General features: G+C 73.7%; 22 protein-coding genes. 9 read left to right on the top strand and 13 right to left on the bottom strand.

Annotation, left to right across the window (positions count from 1 at the left end; genetic code table 11):
- Nucleotides 1-18: 18 nt before the first annotated feature.
- On the bottom strand, nucleotides 19-606 hold the full coding sequence (locus QE370_RS06815; protein ID WP_253025744.1) for an LON peptidase substrate-binding domain-containing protein: 588 nt from the start codon (nucleotides 604-606) through the stop codon (nucleotides 19-21).
- Nucleotides 607-651: 45 nt separating this feature from the next.
- A complete protein-coding gene (locus tag QE370_RS06810) occupies nucleotides 652-1638 on the bottom strand; it encodes an alpha/beta hydrolase (RefSeq protein WP_253025733.1) in 987 nt (328 codons plus the stop codon).
- 266 nt (nucleotides 1639-1904) lie between these two features.
- Here QE370_RS06810 and QE370_RS06805 point away from each other — a divergent pair, with 266 nt between their 5' ends.
- Nucleotides 1905-2837, top strand: a complete 933-nt coding sequence (locus QE370_RS06805) for an iron-containing redox enzyme family protein (RefSeq protein WP_309633886.1) — start codon at nucleotides 1905-1907, stop codon at nucleotides 2835-2837.
- The gene (locus QE370_RS06800; protein ID WP_253025729.1) at nucleotides 2834-3040 is read left to right on the top strand and encodes a CDGSH iron-sulfur domain-containing protein; all 207 of its coding nucleotides are present in this window, start codon (nucleotides 2834-2836) and stop codon (nucleotides 3038-3040) included. The genes QE370_RS06805 and QE370_RS06800 overlap by 4 nt, the downstream gene beginning before the upstream one ends.
- 76 nt (nucleotides 3041-3116) lie before the next feature.
- On the opposite strand, the gene QE370_RS06795 is transcribed toward QE370_RS06800, so the two are convergent.
- A complete protein-coding gene (locus QE370_RS06795) occupies nucleotides 3117-4295 on the bottom strand; it encodes an alcohol dehydrogenase catalytic domain-containing protein (RefSeq protein WP_309633885.1) in 1179 nt (392 codons plus the stop codon).
- Nucleotides 4296-4426: 131 nt separating this feature from the next.
- Here QE370_RS06795 and QE370_RS06790 point away from each other — a divergent pair, with 131 nt between their 5' ends.
- Nucleotides 4427-4918, top strand: coding sequence for a hypothetical protein (locus QE370_RS06790; RefSeq protein WP_309633884.1), 492 nt, complete (start codon nucleotides 4427-4429; stop codon nucleotides 4916-4918).
- 34 nt (nucleotides 4919-4952) lie between these two features.
- Here QE370_RS06790 and QE370_RS06785 read toward each other — a convergent pair whose 3' ends face one another.
- From QE370_RS06785 to QE370_RS06765, 5 genes are all read right to left on the bottom strand, one after another.
- Nucleotides 4953-5138 carry a hypothetical protein gene (locus QE370_RS06785; RefSeq protein ID WP_253025723.1) on the bottom strand — a complete coding sequence of 62 codons (186 nt, stop codon included), beginning with the start codon at nucleotides 5136-5138 and terminating at the stop codon, nucleotides 4953-4955.
- 82 nt (nucleotides 5139-5220) lie between these two features.
- On the bottom strand, nucleotides 5221-5382 hold the full coding sequence (locus QE370_RS06780; RefSeq protein WP_253025722.1) for a hypothetical protein: 162 nt from the start codon (nucleotides 5380-5382) through the stop codon (nucleotides 5221-5223).
- Nucleotides 5383-5417: 35 nt separating this feature from the next.
- On the bottom strand, nucleotides 5418-5570 hold the full coding sequence (locus QE370_RS06775; protein ID WP_309633883.1) for a hypothetical protein: 153 nt from the start codon (nucleotides 5568-5570) through the stop codon (nucleotides 5418-5420).
- A 37-nt stretch (nucleotides 5571-5607) separates the two neighbouring features.
- Nucleotides 5608-6363 carry a sigma-70 family RNA polymerase sigma factor gene (locus tag QE370_RS06770; RefSeq protein WP_309633882.1) on the bottom strand — a complete coding sequence of 252 codons (756 nt, stop codon included), beginning with the start codon at nucleotides 6361-6363 and terminating at the stop codon, nucleotides 5608-5610.
- 75 nt (nucleotides 6364-6438) lie between these two features.
- Nucleotides 6439-7140: a class I SAM-dependent methyltransferase gene (locus tag QE370_RS06765; RefSeq protein WP_309633881.1), complete on the bottom strand. Its 702-nt coding sequence runs from the start codon at nucleotides 7138-7140 to the stop codon at nucleotides 6439-6441.
- Nucleotides 7141-7263: 123 nt separating this feature from the next.
- Between QE370_RS06765 and QE370_RS06760 the strand changes: the two genes are divergently transcribed.
- Nucleotides 7264-7902, top strand: a complete 639-nt coding sequence (locus QE370_RS06760; protein ID WP_253025718.1) for a sigma-70 family RNA polymerase sigma factor — start codon at nucleotides 7264-7266, stop codon at nucleotides 7900-7902.
- A 277-nt stretch (nucleotides 7903-8179) separates the two neighbouring features.
- Here QE370_RS06760 and QE370_RS06755 read toward each other — a convergent pair whose 3' ends face one another.
- From QE370_RS06755 to QE370_RS06740, 4 genes are all read right to left on the bottom strand, one after another.
- Nucleotides 8180-9730 carry a fused MFS/spermidine synthase gene (locus QE370_RS06755; RefSeq protein ID WP_309633880.1) on the bottom strand — a complete coding sequence of 517 codons (1551 nt, stop codon included), beginning with the start codon at nucleotides 9728-9730 and terminating at the stop codon, nucleotides 8180-8182.
- A 172-nt stretch (nucleotides 9731-9902) separates the two neighbouring features.
- A complete protein-coding gene (locus tag QE370_RS06750) occupies nucleotides 9903-10181 on the bottom strand; it encodes a Rho termination factor N-terminal domain-containing protein (protein ID WP_286689488.1) in 279 nt (92 codons plus the stop codon).
- A 25-nt stretch (nucleotides 10182-10206) separates the two neighbouring features.
- Nucleotides 10207-11064: a glucose 1-dehydrogenase gene (locus tag QE370_RS06745; RefSeq protein ID WP_067853690.1), complete on the bottom strand. Its 858-nt coding sequence runs from the start codon at nucleotides 11062-11064 to the stop codon at nucleotides 10207-10209.
- On the bottom strand, nucleotides 11061-11645 hold the full coding sequence (locus tag QE370_RS06740) for a hypothetical protein (protein WP_309633879.1): 585 nt from the start codon (nucleotides 11643-11645) through the stop codon (nucleotides 11061-11063). The genes QE370_RS06745 and QE370_RS06740 overlap by 4 nt, the downstream gene beginning before the upstream one ends.
- Nucleotides 11646-11720: 75 nt before the next feature.
- On the opposite strand from QE370_RS06740, the gene QE370_RS06735 reads away from it, so the two are divergent.
- Nucleotides 11721-12272 carry a hemerythrin domain-containing protein gene (locus tag QE370_RS06735; protein WP_253025711.1) on the top strand — a complete coding sequence of 184 codons (552 nt, stop codon included), beginning with the start codon at nucleotides 11721-11723 and terminating at the stop codon, nucleotides 12270-12272.
- An 80-nt stretch (nucleotides 12273-12352) separates the two neighbouring features.
- Nucleotides 12353-13048, top strand: coding sequence for a GAF and ANTAR domain-containing protein (locus tag QE370_RS06730; RefSeq protein WP_396127808.1), 696 nt, complete (start codon nucleotides 12353-12355; stop codon nucleotides 13046-13048).
- Between the two features lie 20 nt (nucleotides 13049-13068).
- On the opposite strand, the gene QE370_RS06725 is transcribed toward QE370_RS06730, so the two are convergent.
- Entirely contained in the window at nucleotides 13069-13764 is a 696-nt protein-coding gene (locus tag QE370_RS06725; protein WP_309633877.1) for a GAF and ANTAR domain-containing protein, read from the bottom strand.
- A gap of 95 nt (nucleotides 13765-13859) precedes the next feature.
- Between QE370_RS06725 and QE370_RS06720 the strand changes: the two genes are divergently transcribed.
- The 3 genes from QE370_RS06720 to QE370_RS06710 all read left to right on the top strand — a co-directional run bounded on the left by QE370_RS06720 (nucleotide 13860) and on the right by QE370_RS06710 (nucleotide 17565).
- Entirely contained in the window at nucleotides 13860-15182 is a 1323-nt protein-coding gene (locus QE370_RS06720; RefSeq protein ID WP_253025705.1) for a threonine/serine exporter ThrE family protein, read from the top strand.
- Between the two features lie 102 nt (nucleotides 15183-15284).
- Nucleotides 15285-16442 (top strand): acyl-CoA dehydrogenase family protein, encoded by a 1158-nt coding sequence (locus tag QE370_RS06715; protein WP_309633876.1) that lies wholly within the window; start codon nucleotides 15285-15287, stop codon nucleotides 16440-16442.
- Between the two features lie 7 nt (nucleotides 16443-16449).
- Nucleotides 16450-17565, top strand: coding sequence for an acyl-CoA dehydrogenase family protein (locus tag QE370_RS06710; RefSeq protein ID WP_309633875.1), 1116 nt, complete (start codon nucleotides 16450-16452; stop codon nucleotides 17563-17565).
- Nucleotides 17566-17595 lie beyond the last annotated feature (30 nt).

Below are 17595 nucleotides of genomic sequence, written 5' to 3'. Positions count from 1 at the left end.
ACCGGTCACGGCGTGCGGTCAGCCACCGGAGCCGAAGGCCTCGTGCAGCACGACGGCCTGCTCGTAGGCGTCTTCGACCGCCGCCAGGAGGGCGCTCGCCGACGTCGCCCGCAGCAGGCCGAGCCGGTCGTAGGGGCCCACCGGGCAGCCGTCCGCGAGGTGCCAGCAGGCGGCCTCGAGGTCGTGGGGCGGCGGCTCGGGAGGCATCGCACCCAGCCGCACCGCCGCGGTCGTGGCGCGCTCGTGCACCTCGGCGACCGCGACCAGGTCGACGTCGAGCTCCAGCGGCGGCAGCTCACGCACCTTGGCCCGCGGGTACGGGTCCTCGGGCAGCCAGCCCTCGACCTCGACCCGCCGTCCGCCCACGGCCACCAGACCCATCTCCTGCTGCCGCGGCTCGACCTGCACCACGCGGCCCACCGTCGCGGTCGAGAACCGGGAGTCGCCGCCGCCGGTCTCGACCCCGCGCTCGATCAGCACGAACCCGATCTCGGGCTCGTCGTCGGCGAGGACGTCGGCGAGCAGCGCCAGGTAGCGCGGCTCGAACAACCGCAGGGGCAGCAGGCCTCCCGGGAGCAGGACGGTCCCGAGCGGGAACATCGGCATGGCGGTCACGGTCCAGGTGTACCCCACCGCGCCACGCTGCGCCGGTCAGACCAGCGAGGTCGTGCGCAACCAGGTGTCGACCGCCTCGTAGGCGGCCTCACGCGGCTCCTTCAGCGACAGGAACACGTCGTGCCGGGCGTCCGCGACGGGCAGCGACGTGACCGCGTCGCCGAGGCAGCCGGCCCAGCGGGCGATCTGCTTGACGTCGAGCACGGCGTCGGCACGGTCGACCTCCTCCGACCACGACCGCGCGAAGCGGCTCTTGTCCGAGCGCAGCACGAGCGACGGCACGCCGACGTCGAGCCCGCGGTGCAGACGCGCCTGGCCGGCGCGCACGGCACCGAGCCAGCCGAAGGTGACCTCGAACCCGTTGAGCGGCTTCAGCGCGACGTCGTAGTCCCACTCCCCGTGGGCACCGACGTGCAGGCTGCTGCCGTAGGCATCGGTGAACGGCAGCTTCATGACGTCGAACGGCTTGACCCGGCCGATCCCGCGGATGACGAGCGTGCCGACCTCGCGCATCCAGGGCTTGCCCTGCAGGTCGAACCACGGGCTGTTCAGCACGAGCCCGCTGATCCCGGCGCCCTTCGAGCCGCCCGGACCCCGGTTGAGGCGGTCGAGCCACAGCGGGAGCACCAGGCCGCCGGTGGAGTGTGCCGACAGCAGCACCGGACCGTCGGGCACCTCCGCCCGGACCGTGGCCAGCGCGCGGTCGAGCTCGACGTCGTAGTGCGCGAGGTCGGTGACGTGGTGGGCCGTCTGGCCCTCGCGCCGCGACCGGCCGCACTTGCGCAGGTCGAGCGCGTAGAAGGCGAACCCGCGGTCGGCGAAGAAGTCGGCCATCGCGGTCTGGAAGAAGTAGTCGCTGAAGCCGTGCACGTAGAGGACGGCCCGGCGCGCCGGCTCCGCCTCGGTCCAGGTGCGTCGCACGAGCGTGGCGAACACCTCGCCCTGCCCGTCCGGGTCGTCGCCCAGCGCGTACGTGAGCTGCTCGTAGCCGTCGCCCAGGACGTCGGGCCGCCAGTCGGTCATCGTGCCTCCTCGTGCTCCCCCGGCATCTCGCCGAGGAGAGCCTAGGACACGCGACCGCGTCCCGCGGGCCGACGGGCACCGATCCGCACGGCCGCCGGTCGCGCGACAGGGGTGGCACCTGGGGCGGCGCGGCCCGGCACCCACACTGCGCGAGGCGGGCACCGGGACCGCGTCACCCACTCCTCCCGTACCCGTTCCTGCTCGACCGAACCGTCCCTCCCCCGCACGCACGTGTCGCCGGCCCGTACCCGGGGTACGTGTCGGTCATGAGGATCCCCACGCCGTGCGGCCCGGTGAGCCGGGCCGTGCACGACCACCTGGAGTCCGGCACGCCCCTGCTCGAGCTGCCCGACACGCCCGACCCGACGTCGCGCGACCACGCGCTCGCGCTCTGGACGCTGCACGAGCTGGCCTACCGCGGGTTCGACGGTGTCGACCCCGACCTGGAGTGGTCGCCCGACGTCCTGCGGCTGCGGAACCGGCTGTCGCGCGACCTCGAGGCGTGGCTGCGGCGACGGTTCGCGGAGGCGACCGTCCCGGGCACCGTCGAGGAGCTCGTCTCGGCCGACACGCAGACGCCCGGCGTCGCCCGGTTCGTGCGGGAGCGGGCCACCGTCGAGGACGTGGAGCGGATCCTGGTGCAGCGCAGCGTGTACCACCTGAAGGAGGCGGACCCGCAGTGCTTCCTGCTGCCGCGGCTGCGTCCCGCCGCGAAGGCCGCCCTGACCGAGCTCCAGTACGACGAGCTCGGCGACGGCGAACCGGACCTGGTCCACCAGCACCTGTTCGCCCAGGCCCTCGAGGCCGCCGGGCTCGACCCCACCTACGGCGCGTACGTGGACGACGCCGACGAGGAGACGCTCACGCTCAACAACGCGATCTCGCTGCTGTGCCTCAACCGTCGTCTCATCCACGCCGCGCTCGGCCACCTGGCGGCCTTCGAGGCGACCAGCGCGCTGCCCAGCGCCGACATGGTGCGCGGGCTGCAGCGGCTCGGGTTCGCGGAGCCGGTGTGGCGGTACTACGACGAGCACGTCGAGGCGGACGCGGTGCACGAGCACCTGGCCCGTCGGATCTGCGACCTCGCGACCGAGGGCGACCCCGCGCTGGAGCGCGAGGTGCTCTTCGGGGCGTTCGTGTGCGTGGACCTCGAGGACCGGTGCGCCGAGCGCCTCGTGCCGGCGGCGGTGCCGGCATGAGCAGCGACCGCACCGGGCCGTCGCCCCGCGAGGCCCTGCGCGAGCTCGCCGCGCAGGGCCCGGCGCTCGTGCGCGGCGTCGGCTTCGTCGTCGACGCCGACGGCGAGACCACGCAGGCGCGCCGCCCGGTCGTCGCGCTCTGCCGTTGCGAGGCGTCGGCGCGTCGCCCCTGGTGCGACGGCACCCACAAGCGCCTCGCCTGAGACCTCCCCGCGATGCGGAACGTCATCGCCCGTTCCAGCGCTCGAAAGGGGCGATGACGTTCCACATCGGGGGTGGTCAGGGCTTGAAGACGACCTTGACCGTCCCGTCCTGCTTCTTCTGGAAGGCGCTGTAGGCCTCGGGGGCGTCCTCGAGCGACGGACGGTGCGTCGCGAAGTCCTCCAGGCCGAGCGGGTCGTCCGAGCGCTCGGCCAGCGGGAGCAGGTCGTCGACCCAGCGCTTCACGTTCGCCTGTCCCATGCGCAGGGTCACCTGCCGGTCGAACAGCTGCTGCATCGGCATCGGGTCGTGCGTGCCGGTGTACACGCCGGACAGCGAGACCGTCCCGCCCCGTCGCACGAGCTGCGTGGCGAGGTGCAGCGCCGCGAGCCGGTCGACGCTCGCCGACGTCATGACCTGCTTCGCGAGACCGTCGGGCAGCAGCCCGGCCGCCTTCTGCAGCGCCGACGGGCCGGGCGAGCCGTGCGCCTCCATGCCCACCGCGTCGACGACGCCGTCCGCACCGCGTCCTGACGTCGCCTCGAGCACCGCGGCCGCGACGTCGTCCTGCTCCACGTGCAGCACCTCCACCCCGCGGGCACGGGCGCGCTCGAGACGCTCGGGCACGAGGTCGACGCCGATCACGCGGACGCCGTGGTGCAGCGCGAGGCGCGAGGCCATGTCGCCGATCGGCCCCAGCCCCACGACGACGAGCGTGTCGCCCTCGTGGACGTCGGCGTAGCGCACCGCCTGCCACGCCGTCGGCATGACGTCGGAGAGGTAGACGTAGCGCTCGTCGGGCAGGTCGGGAGCGACCGTGATCGCGCCGTAGTCGGCGTGCGGCACGCGCAGGTACTCCGCCTGCCCGCCCGGCACGCTGCCGTACAGCTCGCTGTAGCCGAACAGCGCCGCGCCCATGCCGGAGGAGCGGACCTGCGTCGTCTCGCACTGCGTCTGCAGCCCCCGACGGCACATGAAGCAGTCGCCGCAGGAGATCTGGAACGGCACGACGACGCGGTCGCCGACCGAGAGCCGCGAGACCCCCGACCCGACCTCGACGACCTCGCCCATCGTCTCGTGGCCGAGCACGTCACCCGCGTGCATGAACGGTCCCATCACCTCGTAGAGGTGCAGGTCGGAGCCGCAGAGCCCCGTGCTGCTCACCTTCAGCACCACGTCGGTCGGGTCCTCGATGCGGGGGTCCGGCACGTCCATCACCTGCACGTCACGGCGTCCCTGCCACGTCACTGCTCTCACGGGTCCTCCTCGGGTCGGGATGGGTCACGCGGGACGTACCCGACGACAGGAGTCCGACGCCCCGACCCGGACGCGACGCACGGCACGCCCCGACGTTGCGTCGAGCCGGGCGGACCGGGTACCACGGGGGCATGCTCGTACCTGGAGGATCCCCGATCGCCCACCACGTCCACACGCACCTGGCAGGGTCGGCCGCCGGCATCGACCTGTTCGGTCGCAGCGCGGCCGGGCTGCTCGACCCCGACGCGGCCACCCTCGTCCGCGACATCCAGGAGGAGCTGCTCGACGAGCGTCGGCGCCTGCGCCGCATGGCCGACGACCTGGGCGTCGGCGAGGCCTACCTGATGACGCTCGCGGCGCGGGCGGGCGAACGCGCCGCCCGGCTCAAGCCCAACGGGTCGTGGACGGAGCGCACCCCGCTCACCGACCTCGTCGAGCTGGAGGCGATGCGGGTGGCCGTCAGCGGCAAGCGCGCGGGATGGCAGGCGCTGCTCGCGGTGGTCGACGTGCACGCGGCGCTCGACCGCGAGGAGCTGGAGATGCTGGCCGAGCAGGCCGCCGAGCAGGACAGCCGGCTCGCCGAGGCGCACCACCGGGCCGCCGCGCGGGCACTGGTGCACTGAGCACCATCCGACCTGGGCCGCAGGGGGCCCCGCGTCAGGACGCGGACGACTCCTCGTCGCTGCCGCCCTGCTCCTCGTCGTCCAGCTCGGACGCGTCGAGCGACGGCTCCGCCTGCGTGGCGTCGGCCTCGGGCTCGGTGCCGGGGTAGGTGCGGGGGTCGACCTGACGCGTCTCGCTCGCGCCGGGACCGGACTGCGGGGTGCCGCCGAAGGTGCTCATGGTCCGGTTCTACCGGCGAACCGGCAGGTCCACACCTCGACCGGGCCCACGGACGGCCCCGGCGCCGCCCTCGGGCCGGCGCTCAGTCGTCGTCCTCGTCGTCCTCCAGCTCCGACGCGTCCAGCGACGGCTCGGTGGGGGGCTCGTCGGTGTCGGGCTCGGTCTCGGGGGACGTCGCGGGGTCGACCGGCGCGTTCCCGTGGGTGCCGGGGCCGGAGTGGGGCGTGCTGCCGAAGGTGCTCATGTGCTCCACGTACCCGGCCCCCGCGCCATGACGCGTCAGGAGCCGCCGCTGGCGGCGTCGTCGCCCTGGCGATCCTGCGCGTCGTCGCCGAAGGGCTTCTCGTCGGGTCGACGGTCGTCGGTGTCGGTGTCGGTGTCGGTGTCGTCCTGGGTCTCGGCCCGGTCGGGGTCGTGCTGCGATGTGCTCATGGGCAGGGCGTTCCCCGACAGGGACGCGCCATGCGTCTCAGCCGTCGAGGTCGCCCATGCGGTCGCGGACCTGGTCGATCGCCCGCGAGAGCCGCCGCGACACCTGCATCTGGCTGATGCCGAGCCGCTCGCCGATCTCGCGCTGCGTCAGGTCGTCGACGAACCGCAGCTCCAGCAGCCGACGGTCCTCCACCGGGAGCGACCGCACCGCCGGGACGACGCTCTGCAGCCGCTCGACGGCGTCGAGGTGAGGGTCCTCGGCGCCCACGTGCTCGTGCCCCGGCAGGCCGTCGACGGCCGACGGACGGTCGAGCGACTGCGGCGCGAACGCGTCGTGCGCGGCGTCGGCCTCACGGACCTCGGCGCGGCTGACGTGCAGCCGCTCGGCCACCTCGTCGTCGGTCGGCGTGTGCTGCTGCTCCGTGCGCAGGGCGTCCCGCGCCGCGTTGACCGCGCTCTGCAGCTCCTGCGTGGAGCGCGTGGGACGGACGGCCCACGCCTTGTCGCGGAAGTGGCGCCGCAGCTCGCCCAGGACGGTGGGCACGGCGTAGGCCGCGAACGACCGGTGGGCGGGGTCGAAGCGGCGCACCGCCTTGACCAGCCCGAGCCGGGCCACCTGCTCGAGGTCGTCGGCCTCCACGCCGCGGTCGCGGTAGCGCCGTGCCAGACGTCGGGCCATCGGCGTGTACTCGGTGACGACGCCGTTCTGGAGCCGCAACCGCTCCAGCGGCGAGGCGTGGGCCGCCTCGTCGAGCGTCTCGCAGGTCCGGGCGTCAGGATCGGTCGAGTCCATGGTGCTGCCTCTCGTCGTGCGAGTGCGGCTGCTGGCTCAACCTCCCTCCCACGGCACCACGGGAACGGTCCTACGTCAACCCTCCTGCGGACGCGGACCCGTCCAGGCCTCCGGTCCCAGCAGCGCCAGGACCCCCCGCGAGCCGGCCTCGCCGGCCTCCCGGACGGCCAGGACCTCCAGGCCGGACGTCTCGCACGTGTGGTCGAGCACCTCGACCTGCTCGACGCTGCCCAGCTGCAGCAGCACGCGGCCGTCCGCCGCCAGGTGCCGCGACGCCGTCCGCACGCAACGTCGGGCGACCTCGAGACCGTCGATGCCGCCGTCGATCGCCCACACCGGGTCGTCCGGGAACTCCCCGACGCGCTGGCTCGGCACCCACGGAGGGTCCGCCACGACGAGCGCGAACCGCTCCCCAGGGTCGAGCACGGCGTCGAAGCGGCCCTCCCGGACCTCGACGTCCTCGTCGACCTGATCGGCGTTGACCCGGGCGAGCGCACAGGCCCGGGGCTCCGCGTCGACCATGACGAGCCGCCGCCCGGTGCCGTGCACGGCGCCCAGGCCGATCTGGCCCGCGCCGGCGCACAGCTCGAGCACGTCGCCGGGCGGCAGGCTCTCGAGGAGCTCGGCGGCCCACGTCGACTGGGCGTACGTCCACGGCCGGGGCTCGAGGACGGTCCCGTCGACCTGGATCTCCAGCGGTCCGAACGAGACGGTCCGGGTGCTCGGTTCCGTCGCCGCGGAGGCGGCGTGGTCGGGGGTCGGGGCTGTCGTGTCCACGTCCTCCGCGTACCCCACACGCCGCCGGGCGAACCACGCCGAGTTGCGGCCCGCGCGGCACGGGGCGACAGTGGGGGCGGTTCAGCAGCAGCCATCACGTCACCGTCCTCTGGGGGGACCGACATGGCTGACTGCACCCCGCTCGTCACCGAGCACCTCGACCTCGCCGCGCGACTGGCCCGCGGCTACCGCGGCCGCGGCGTGGAGGACGACGACCTGCTCCAGGTCGCTCGCCTCGCCCTCGTGAAGGCCGCCGAACGCTTCGACGCCGGCGTCGGCGCGTTCGCGCCGTTCGCCGCGAGCACGATCCGCGGCGAGATCAAGCGCTACTTCCGCGACTTCGCCTGGAGCGTGCGTCCGCCCCGGCGGCTGCAGGACCTGCAGGCGCAGATCGCGCGGGAGACGGGCGCCGGACCTGTCGCGCCCGAGACCCTCGCCGCCCGCCTCGGCGTGCCGCTCGCCGACGTCCGCGAGGCGATGGCGGCGAGCAGCTGCTTCACCAGCGACCGGATCGACGACGAGCTCGGCGCGGGTGCGCACGACGACGCCGGCTACGCCCGCGTCGAGGCCTGGCTGACCGTCCGCTCCCTCCGGGACAACCTGAGCGAGGACGACCGACGTCTGCTCGCCTGGCGGTTCGTCGACGAGCTGCCGCAGCGCGAGATCGCGACCCGGCTCGGCATCAGCCAGATGCAGGTGTCGAGACGGCTGTCGAACCTGCTGACGCGGCTGCGACGCGAGGTGGGCGAAGCCGCCGCCTGAGGGCCACGACGGCTCCTCTCGGCCTGCGGGACCGGCCCGCCGGGTACAGCCTGGCACCAGGACGTCCCCGGGTTGAGCCGACAGCCCGGGGTCGTCCGCATGCGCGCAGGCGCGTCGGGTACGCCGCGGGTGAGACCGCAGGAGGCACCGATGAGCGACCACCGCCGACCACACCGACCCCAGGACCCCGTCCGACGCGGCGACGCCTTCCGACCGGGGGCGCTGCGCGCCGCGATCGTCGGCACCTGGTCCCGGGCCCGACGCCGCGGGCGCCGGATCAGGCGCCCGCGCGAGTCGTGAGCAGCTGGTCGACCGGCGCGTAGTCGTCGGTGAGCACCGGTGCGTCGCCGACCCAGCGGTCGAGGGCGGAGCCGGAGAGGACGGTCCAGCCCACCTGCCGCTCGTCGAGCTGGGCGCGCAGGGCGTCGACGTCGAGCGGACGCTGCGACGCGACCATCACGAGGTTGCCGCCCTCGACCTCGTCCGTCGAGGCGGGGCTGCCGGTCGACGTCGGCCCGGAGGAGTCGGGGGCCGGCGCACCGAGCACGGCGACGTGCGACCACCGCTCCTGCAGCGTGCGCGCCTCGGCGCGGGCGAGCCGCAGCCGGCCGTGGTCGATGAGGTTGAGCACGTACACGCCGTCGCCGTCCAGGGCACGGTGCACCTCGTCGAGCATCTCGAGCGTCGTCAGGTGCCACGGCACGCTGACCCCGCCGAACGCGTCACCCACGACGAGGTCGAGGCTGCCCGCGTCGACGTCGCGCATGCCGAGCCGGCCGTCCTCCACCCGCACCTGCAGGGCCCGGCTGGTCCGCAGCCCGAGGTCGTCGCGGTCGAGCTGGACCACGCCGCCGTCGATCTCGGAGACGGCGCTCGTGCTGCCGGGCCTGGTCGCGGCGAGCCAGCGCGGCATCGTCACGCCGCCCGCGCCCAGGTGGTGGGCCCTCAGCGGACCGTCGCCCGGGAACATCGTGTCGATCGCCGCCGCGTAGGCGCGCGTGTAGGAGAACTCGAGGTACGTGGGGTCGTCGAGGTCGACGAAGGAGTGCCGCAGCCCGTCGAGCACGAGGAGCCGGCCGCCGGTGCTGCTGCCGGCGGCCTCGACGGTCGCGCAGTGGTAGGTGGTCTCGACCTCGCAGCCGCTCGGCACGAGCCCTGCGGTGCCCCCGGCCAGCAGGGCGCCGCCGACGGCGAGCAGCCCGACCGCCGGGCCGCGTCGACGCAGCTCGAACGCCGCGGCGGCGACGCCGAGGAGCACGCCGAGGCCGACCAGGATGGCGCTCACCCGCACGTGGGAGATGAGCACGAACCCGGTGAGGACGGTGCCGACGATGGCGCCGACGGTGCCGATGCCCGAGAGTCGGCCCACGACGGTCCCGGTCTCGTCGAGGTCGTGCAGGAGCAGCTTCGTGACCATCGGCGTGACCGCCGACAGCAGCGCGCCCGGCACGACGATCGTCGCGGCCGCGACCAGGAACAGCAGTGCCGACGAGCCCGGCTCGGCAGACGCGCGGACGGCGAACGGCGTCAGGGCCACCACGACGCCCGACACGCCGAGGAGCGGGGCGACGGCGCTGCGGGGGTCGATGCGGTCGGCGGCGCGCCCGCCGGCCCACGAGCCTGCCGCGATCGCCGCGAGGGCGAGACCGATGACGGTCGTCGACGTCTCCAGCGTCAGCCCCAGGTAGGGAGCGAGGAGCCGCAGCGCCACGATCTCGACCACGAGCACCGCCGCGGACGAGCCGAACACCAGCGCCCCGGCCGTGAGGTCGCCGATGCCCGGCTGCGCCGGCTCGGGCGCGGACGGGTCCGGGACGGCGTCGCTCATGACGCCATCCTCCCAGCCCACGCCCTCCTCCGGGCGGTAGGTGAGCCACCCCATCCGCCACGGCGGTAGGTGGAGCACCCTTCGAGACCATCGAGGGGTGTCTGAGCCACCGCCCCGCAGGGTGAGGTGGCAGGCCTACCGCCCGGGGGGACGACGTGGATCGGGGGCGCGGTCAGTGGTTCCGGAGCTTCTCGATGAGGTCGTCCTTGCGCAGGTCGGAGTAGCCCTCGACGCCGAGCTCCTTGGCCCGGTCCTTCAGCTCCTCGACCGTCCAGTCCTCGTACGACCCGGACTCCCCACCGCGCTTGCCGACGGTCTTCTTGCCGTCGCGCGCGGCGGCGTTGGAGATCCGCGCCGCCTTCTCCTTCGAGGCGCCGTCGTCGCGCAGCGCCTCGTACATCTCGGGGTTCTTCAGCGACGGCTCGTCGCGCGCGTCCTTGCCTGCGGGCATGGTGTCCTCCTCGGTGGGTGGCGGCTCAGAAGACCGGCTTGCCGCCGGTCACCCCGAGCACGGTGCCAGAGACGTAGCTCGCGTCGCGCTCGGAGGCCAGGAACACGAAGGCCGGCGCGACCTCGGCGGGCTGCCCGGCGCGACCGAGCGGGGTGTCGGAGCCGAACTGCTCGAGCTTCTCCGGAGGCTGGGTGGCGGGCTGCAGCGGCGTCCAGATCGGGCCGGGCGCCACGGCGTTCACGCGGATGCCGTCGCCGCCGAGCTCGGCGGCGAGGTTGACCGTGAGGTTGTTGAGCGCGGCCTTCGTCGAGGCGTAGTCCAGCAGCGACGTCGACGGCTCGTACGCCTGGATCGACGTGTTGTTCACGACGCTCCCGCGACGTTCGCGCAGGTGCGGCACGGCCGCCCGCGTGAGCCAGAACGTGGCGTACAGGTTGGTCTTGAGGACCCGGTCGAGGTTCTCGTCGGTGATCGCCTCGATGCCCTCCTCCCGCGCCATCTGGTAGCCCGCGTTGTTCACGAGCACGTCCAGGCCACCCAGCTCGTCGACCGTGCGGGCCACGACGTCGTCGCACGCCGCACGATCACGCAGGTCGACCTCGACGGCGAGCGCGCGACGCCCGGCGTCCTCGACCCACCGCGTGGTCTCGGCCGCGTCGTCGGCCTCCTCGGGCTGGTACGTGAAGGCGACGTCGGCGCCCTCGCGCGCGTAGGCGATCGCGACGGCGCGGCCGATGCCGGAGTCACCACCGGTCACCAGGGCGACCTTGCCCTCGAGCCTGCCGTGACCGACGTAGGACTCCTCGCCGTGGTCGGGCCGGGGGTCCATCGCCGCCGTGCTGCCGGGCGGGTCCTGCTGCTGGGCGGGGAAGCCGTCGCTCATCGGATACCTGTCTCGTCGGGGGCGGGGGTCGGCTCGAGGGGGACCTCGGGCACGTCGTCGGGGTCGGTCGGCTCGACCGGCTCGACGTCGGGGTCGGGCAGGGGTGCATCGGGCGCGAGGGTCATGCGGACTCCTTCGGTCAAGGTCGTGACCTCGACGTTCCCCCGGATCCGGAAGCCATGCATCTCGGACCGGCCGAGGACGTCGGGTGCCGGCTCGTCCACGCCGTGTTCGACGACGTTGGGCTCGAGCAGCATGATCCGTAGCCCGGGCTCCGTGCGCCGGGCGACCCACCGGGCCACCGTCGACACCGCGCCGAGGCCGTCCGGCACGTCCTGACGTCGCGCACGGCACCACACGCCGTCGTGCCGCAGGACCAGCACGAACCGCCGCCGGGCCAGCCGGTGCCACGCTGCCTGCGTGTCCGCCGGCGGGTCAACGTCGGCGGGCACCAGGCAGAGCACGGCGTCGCGGTCGGGCGCGTCCTCGAGGGCGAGCAGCTGCTGGCGGTCCCGGTCGTCGTCGACGCTCAGCACGACGACGCCGGGACGGTCGCGCGCGGTCTCCAGGAGACGGGTCATGTGCACGCCGTACCCGGCGCGGCGCCGGCCATGCGCCGACGTGCGCAGGGTCTCCCCCGTGCCTACGCTCGCCGCATGAGCATCGACACCACCATCGACCTGGGCCGGCCCGTCTCGGGCGACGTCGTCGACCTGATCCTCGACGACCACCGTCGCTTCGAGGACCTGCTGCGCCAGCTGCGCAGCACCGCGTCGGACCGCGATGCCGTCCGCCAGGCCTTCGCGGCCCTGCACGTCGCGCACGCCGAGGCGGAGGAGCGGCACGTGTACCCACAGCTGAAGAAGCGGCGCGCGGTGGACGCCCACGAGGCCGACCACGGCGAGCACGAGCACGCCGAGGGCAACGAGGCGCTCCTGGCCGTCCTCGAGTGCGCCTCGACCGACACCCAGAAGTTCGACGACGCCGTCGAGGAGCTGACCCGCCTCATCAGCCACCACCTCACCGAGGAGGAGCTGACGATCCTCAACCCGGCGCGCGAGGAGCTCGGCCCCGAGGTCCTCGCCCGGCTCGGCGAGGCGTTCGCGACGGAGCGCAACCAGCAGATCGACGCCGACTGCGGCCGGACGGAGAACGTGCGCCGCCTGGTGGAGGAGGCTCGGCAGGAGGGCCTGATCGACGAGGAGTGACCCGGTCGAGGGACGCACCGGACCCATGTGGTTCGCTGTCCCTCGGTTGAGCAGCAGCCGACGACCTCGCACGCCTGGAGGTGGTCGCCCTGACCCACTCCCCCGTTCCGCCGGACCCGCTCCGTGACGGACCTCCCACCACGCCCGCGCTGGCGCGCCACGTCGTGACGCTCGCCACGACCGCGGCCGGCACGCCGCACGGCGGGCTCGTGCTGGCGACGCCGCACGACGTCGACGACCTGGTCGCCACCTCGACGACGTTGGCGTCGGTCGCCCTGGGGATCGCCGGCGGCCCCGGCCCCGACGACCTCGCCGAGAACATCGTCGTCGTCCGCGACACGTCCCTCGACGCCCGCTGGCCGACCTGGTCGACCACGCTGGTCGGGCTGGGGGTGTGCTCCGTCCTGGTCGCACCCGTGCGGACGATGCACCGACCACCGGGCGTGCTGGCCGTGCACGCCGACCGCACCGACGCGTTCTCCGACGCCGAGGTCGCCGCGTTCGGCGAGGTCGCGACGGTGGCGTCGTCGGCCCTCTCGGTCGCGCTCGACCGCGACGGCCTGCACCGTGCCGTGGCTGCCCGTCGTCTCATCGGCATCGGGATCGGGATGCTCGTGGAGAGATACGACCTGTCGGTGGAGCGCGCGTTCGGCGTCCTCGTGCGGCACTCGCAGCACCTGAACCTCAAGCTCCGCGACGTCGCACGTCACCTCGTGGAGAACGGGGAGCTCCCCGAGCAGGCCCCGGACGATCGGGACGGCCCTGAGTCGACGTGACCTCGCGCGTCCGTGAGCGCTCAGACGTCGTCGGGCAGCGTGCGCGTGCGCACGACCTCGCTCGCGACGACCGCCAGCTTCTGGTTGCGGTGCTGGGAGTAGCGGACGAGCACGCCGAACGCCTGGTCGGCGTCGACGCCGAAGCGCTCCATGAGGATGCCCTCGGCCTGACCGATGACGGTGCGGGTCGCGAGCGCCTCCCGCAGGGTGCTGCGCTCGCGGGCCGAGGCGATGGCGATGGCGGCGTGGCTCGCCAGGTGGCGGGCGGCGATCCGGTCGGCCTCGTCGAAGGCCTCGGGCTCGGTCGCGTAGAGGTTGAGGGCGCCCAGCTCGCGGTCGGCCAGCGCCAGCTGCACGCAGAACATCGAGCGCACGCCCTTGCCCACCACGTTCGGGCGCCACGACGGCCAGCGCGGGTCGGCGGCCAGGTCGGGGACGTCGACCTCGTCGGCGTGCAGGGCGTCGACGCAGGGACCCTCGGACAGCTCGTGCTGCAGGTCGTCGGCCCACGCGACGAGGTCGCTCGTGGGCGCCACGGTCTCGACGCGGCCGCGCCCGCGCACGAGCGAGACGCCCGCGTCGGAGGCTCCGCGCACGAGCTCCAGCGCCAGGGTCGTGAGCCGCTCGGCGGTGCTCTCCGGGGTGTCCTCGGCGGCGAGCTGCTGCGCGATCGCCGCGAGCCGCCCGTCCAGTCCGTCGTCCACGATGTCCGACATGGTGTGACCTCCTCGACCCTGAGAGTACCGAGAGCCGAAGGGTACGGCAGCCGACGCCGTGGCCGCCCCGCAGGCGCCGGGGCCCACCCGTCACCATGGTGCCCGTGAGCGACACCAAGGACGTGCAGCGCACGCTCGACCTCGCCCTGAGGATCGGGGAGCTGCTGCTGTCGAACGGGGCCGGCGCGGCCGACGTGACCGCCACCATGGCGTCGGTGACGCACCACCTCGGGCTGCGGCACACGCTCGTCGACGTCACGTTCACGTCGCTGACCCTCAGCCACCAGGAGAGCGTCGACGACACGCCCATCGTCATGCGGCGGCACGTGACGCACCGTGAGGTCGACTACGCCGACCTCACGGCGGTCGACCTGCTGGTCCGGGCGCTCCTCGCCGGCGAGATCGACCGTGACGAGGCGGCCTCGTCGGTGCTGAGGATCGCCTCGACCGGTCACCCGCGCCCCCGCTGGGCGATCACCGCCAGCTGGGGCGTGACCGGCGCCGGGATCGCGCTGCTGCTGGGCGGCACCTGGATCGTGCTCGCGGTGGCCGCGGTCGCGGGATCGGTCATCGAGGTCGTGCAGCGCCGGATCGAGCGGCTGCGGCTGCCGTTCTTCTACTCCCAGGTCGCCGGCGCACTCGTCGGCACGCTCATCGCGGTGGCCGTCGCCGCGTCGCCGGCTCCCGTCGACCCGTCGGTCGTGGTCACGGCGGCGATCGTCATGCTGCTGGCCGGTCTGGGCTTCATCGGTGCGATCCAGGACGCCCTGACCGGGTTCACCATCACCGCCAACGCCCGCCTGATGGAGGTGATGATCGCGACCGTCGGCATCATCGTCGGCGTCTCCGCGGGCCTGCACGTGGGCGAGTGGCTCGGGCTCGACCTGAGCATCGACCCGGGCGCCTCCGGCCTGGGGCAGCTGCCGGGCGTGATGCTGGGCGCGGGCGTCACCGCCGGCGCGTTCGCGGTGTCCGCCTACTCCCCGAAGCGCATCGTGACGCCGATCGCCCTGCTGGCGGCGCTGACGTCCGGGGCCTTCCTGCTGGTGACCCAGTCCGACGTCGGCCGGCCGGGCGCCGCGGGCGCCGCCGCGTTCACGATCGGCTTCCTCGGCTACTACATGGCGCGCAACTTCCGCGTACCACCGCTCGTGGTGGTGGTCTCCTGCATCGTCCCGCTGCTGCCCGGTCTGTCGATCTACCGGGCGCTCTCGCTCCTCGCGGGCGAGGACATCAGCGGGCTGCTGCCGATGATCACGGCAGCGGGCATCGCCATCGCCCTCGCGTCCGGCGTGCTGCTCGGGCAGTACGTCGCGCAGCCGCTCGGCCACGAGGCCCGCCGGCTGGAGCGTCGCCTGGCCGGTCCCCGTCTGGTCGGCCCCCTCCGCGCCCGCACCGGACGCGGTCGCCGCGGCTGACCCCGACCCGTTCACCGGGCCGACGTCGTGGGGCCCTGGCAGGCTGACGGGGCAGGGCGTATCGTGCTGACTAAGCAAGCGCTTACTGACCGGAGAGTTGCCATGAAGCTTCGCCTGTCCGAGGAGGACGCCGCGTTCCGCGAGGAGATGCGCACGTTCTTCACCACCCAGGTCCCGCAGTCCATCCGCGACACCGTCGCGGCCCGCCGTGAGCTGACGAAGGACCAGATCGTCGAGACGCAGCAGATCCTGAACGCTGCCGGGCTCGCCGTGCCGAACTGGCCCGTCGAGTGGGGCGGCAAGGACTGGACCCCGCTGCAGCGCCACATCTGGCACGAGGAGATGCAGCTCGCCAGCGTGCCCGCGCCGCTCGCGTTCAACGCCTCCATGGTCGGCCCGGTCATCGCCGCGTTCGGCTCGCAGGAGGTCAAGGAGCGCTTCCTCCCGGCGACCGCGAACCTCGACATCTGGTGGTCGCAGGGCTTCTCGGAGCCCGACGCCGGCTCCGACCTCGCGTCGCTGCGCACCGTCGCCCGCCGCGACGGCGACGAGTACGTCGTCAACGGCCAGAAGACGTGGACCACGCTCGGCCAGTACGGCGACTGGATCTTCACGCTCGTGCGCACCGACCCCGAGGCGCCGAAGAGGCAGCAGGGCATCTCCTTCCTGCTGATCGACATGACCTCCCCCGGTCTGACGGTGCGCCCCATCGAGCTCATCGACGGCGGCCACGAGGTCAACGAGGTCTTCTTCGAGGACGTCCGCGTCCCGGCCGAGAACCTCGTCGGCGAGGAGAACCGCGGCTGGGACTACGCGAAGTTCCTGCTCGGCAACGAGCGCGTCGGCGTGGCCCCGGTCGGGTCGACGAAGCGCTGGCTCGCCGCCGCGAAGGAGCTCGCCGGCGACCGCATCGCCGGCGACCCGGTGCTCGCCACCCGCGTCGCCGGGCTCGAGAACGAGCTGCTCGCGCTCGAGCTGACGGCACTGCGCGTCGTCGCGCACTCGGCCGACGGGAAGCCGCACCCGGCCTCGTCGGTGCTGAAGCTACGTGGCACCGAGCTGCAGCAGGCCGTGACCGAGCTGTACGTCGACCTGGCCGGCCCGCTCTCGCTCGCGTCGGGCGCCGGCGACGGCTCCGGCGTGCCGGACTGGGCCCGCGTCAGCACCCCGCAGTACCTCAACTACCGGAAGGCGTCGATCTACGGCGGCTCCAACGAGGTGCAGCGTCAGATCATCGCCAAGACCATCCTGGGACTGTGAGGCAGCCATGGACTTCACCCTCGACTCCGAGCAGACCGCGCTGCGCGACGCCGTCCGCGGCCTGCTGAGCAAGAGCTACGACTCGACGGAGACCCGTCGCGAGATCACCAAGACCGACCCCGGCTTCTCCGAGGACGTGTGGCGCCAGCTGGCCGAGGTCGGCGCACTGGGCCTGCCGTTCGCCGAGGAGGACGGGGGCTTCGGCGCCGGACCGGTGGAGGTCTCGATCGTCGCCGAGGAGATCGGGCGCGTGCTCGCGCCCGAGCCGTACCTCGAGACGATCCTGGCTGGTGGCCTGGTCGCCGACCTCGGCTCGCCCGAGCAGCGTGCCGACGTCATCGGCCGGGTCGCGGAGGGCGCGCTCGTGCTCTCCTTCGCCCACCACGACATCGCCGACGCGGTCGTCGCGACGCAGTCCGGTGACGCCTGGACGTTGTCCGGCGTCAAGGAGCCGGTGCTGCACGGCGCTCGCGCCGACCTGCTGGTCGTCACGGCCCGCACCGACGCCGGTGTCGGCGTGTTCCTCGTCGACCCGTCCGCGGACGGCGTGGAGCGCACGGGCTACCGCACGCACGACGGCGGTCGCGCGGCGCGCGTGGCGTTCGACGGCGCCGCGGCCACGCCGCTCGGCGACCCGTCGGCCGACGCGGCCGACGCGGTGGCCCTGGCGGTCGCGCGCGGCCAGGTCGCACTCGGTCACGAGGCGGTCGGCGCGATCGACGTCGCCCTGCGGATCACGACCGAGTACCTCAAGACGCGCAAGCAGTTCGGCGTCACGCTGAACACGTTCCAGGCGCTGACCTTCCGGGCGGCCGACCTGTACGTGTCGGCGGAGCTGGTCCGCAGCACGGTCACGTGGGCGACGCTGGTGCTGCAGGACGAGCCCGAGCGGGCCGTCGAGGCGGCGTCGCGCGCGAAGCTGCAGGTCTCGCGCGCCGGGCGGCACATCGGCCAGGAGGCGATCCAGCTGCACGGCGGCATCGGCATGACGGCCGAGTACTCGGTGGGCCACTACACCAGCCGGCTCACCGCGATCGACCACACGCTCGGCGACGGCTCGGAGCACCTGGCGCGCCTCGCGTCGACGGTGACCGACCACGGCGTCGTCGACCCGATCGGCTGATCCGCACCCACTCCCGACGCCCCCGACCGC

The sequence above is a fragment of the Aeromicrobium sp. SORGH_AS_0981 genome, from assembly GCF_031453195.1.
Taxonomy (GTDB): Bacteria; Actinomycetota; Actinomycetes; order Propionibacteriales; family Nocardioidaceae; genus Aeromicrobium.
Note: the sequence above shows the minus strand (reverse complement) of the source record. Positions and strands in the feature narration are given on the sequence as shown.

Bases quoted from the DNA above. Each gene is read 5' to 3' on its own strand.
- QE370_RS06815 (WP_253025744.1), bottom strand. From the start codon at position 606: ATGCCGATGTTCCCGCTCGGGACCGTCCTGCTCCCGGGAGGCCTGCTG.
- QE370_RS06810 (WP_253025733.1), bottom strand. From the start codon at position 1,638: ATGACCGACTGGCGGCCCGACGTCCTGGGCGACGGCTACGAGCAGCTC.
- QE370_RS06805 (WP_309633886.1), top strand. From the start codon at position 1,905: ATGAGGATCCCCACGCCGTGCGGCCCGGTGAGCCGGGCCGTGCACGAC.
- QE370_RS06800 (WP_253025729.1), top strand. From the start codon at position 2,834: ATGAGCAGCGACCGCACCGGGCCGTCGCCCCGCGAGGCCCTGCGCGAG.
- QE370_RS06790 (WP_309633884.1), top strand. From the start codon at position 4,427: ATGCTCGTACCTGGAGGATCCCCGATCGCCCACCACGTCCACACGCAC.
- QE370_RS06785 (WP_253025723.1), bottom strand. From the start codon at position 5,138: ATGAGCACCTTCGGCGGCACCCCGCAGTCCGGTCCCGGCGCGAGCGAG.
- QE370_RS06780 (WP_253025722.1), bottom strand. From the start codon at position 5,382: ATGAGCACCTTCGGCAGCACGCCCCACTCCGGCCCCGGCACCCACGGG.
- QE370_RS06775 (WP_309633883.1), bottom strand. From the start codon at position 5,570: ATGAGCACATCGCAGCACGACCCCGACCGGGCCGAGACCCAGGACGAC.
- QE370_RS06770 (WP_309633882.1), bottom strand. From the start codon at position 6,363: ATGGACTCGACCGATCCTGACGCCCGGACCTGCGAGACGCTCGACGAG.
- QE370_RS06760 (WP_253025718.1), top strand. From the start codon at position 7,264: ATGGCTGACTGCACCCCGCTCGTCACCGAGCACCTCGACCTCGCCGCG.
- QE370_RS06755 (WP_309633880.1), bottom strand. From the start codon at position 9,730: ATGAGCGACGCCGTCCCGGACCCGTCCGCGCCCGAGCCGGCGCAGCCG.
- QE370_RS06750 (WP_286689488.1), bottom strand. From the start codon at position 10,181: ATGCCCGCAGGCAAGGACGCGCGCGACGAGCCGTCGCTGAAGAACCCC.
- QE370_RS06745 (WP_067853690.1), bottom strand. From the start codon at position 11,064: ATGAGCGACGGCTTCCCCGCCCAGCAGCAGGACCCGCCCGGCAGCACG.
- QE370_RS06740 (WP_309633879.1), bottom strand. From the start codon at position 11,645: ATGACCCGTCTCCTGGAGACCGCGCGCGACCGTCCCGGCGTCGTCGTG.
- QE370_RS06735 (WP_253025711.1), top strand. From the start codon at position 11,721: ATGAGCATCGACACCACCATCGACCTGGGCCGGCCCGTCTCGGGCGAC.
- QE370_RS06725 (WP_309633877.1), bottom strand. From the start codon at position 13,764: ATGTCGGACATCGTGGACGACGGACTGGACGGGCGGCTCGCGGCGATC.
- QE370_RS06720 (WP_253025705.1), top strand. From the start codon at position 13,860: ATGGTGCCCGTGAGCGACACCAAGGACGTGCAGCGCACGCTCGACCTC.
- QE370_RS06715 (WP_309633876.1), top strand. From the start codon at position 15,285: ATGAAGCTTCGCCTGTCCGAGGAGGACGCCGCGTTCCGCGAGGAGATG.
- QE370_RS06710 (WP_309633875.1), top strand. From the start codon at position 16,450: ATGGACTTCACCCTCGACTCCGAGCAGACCGCGCTGCGCGACGCCGTC.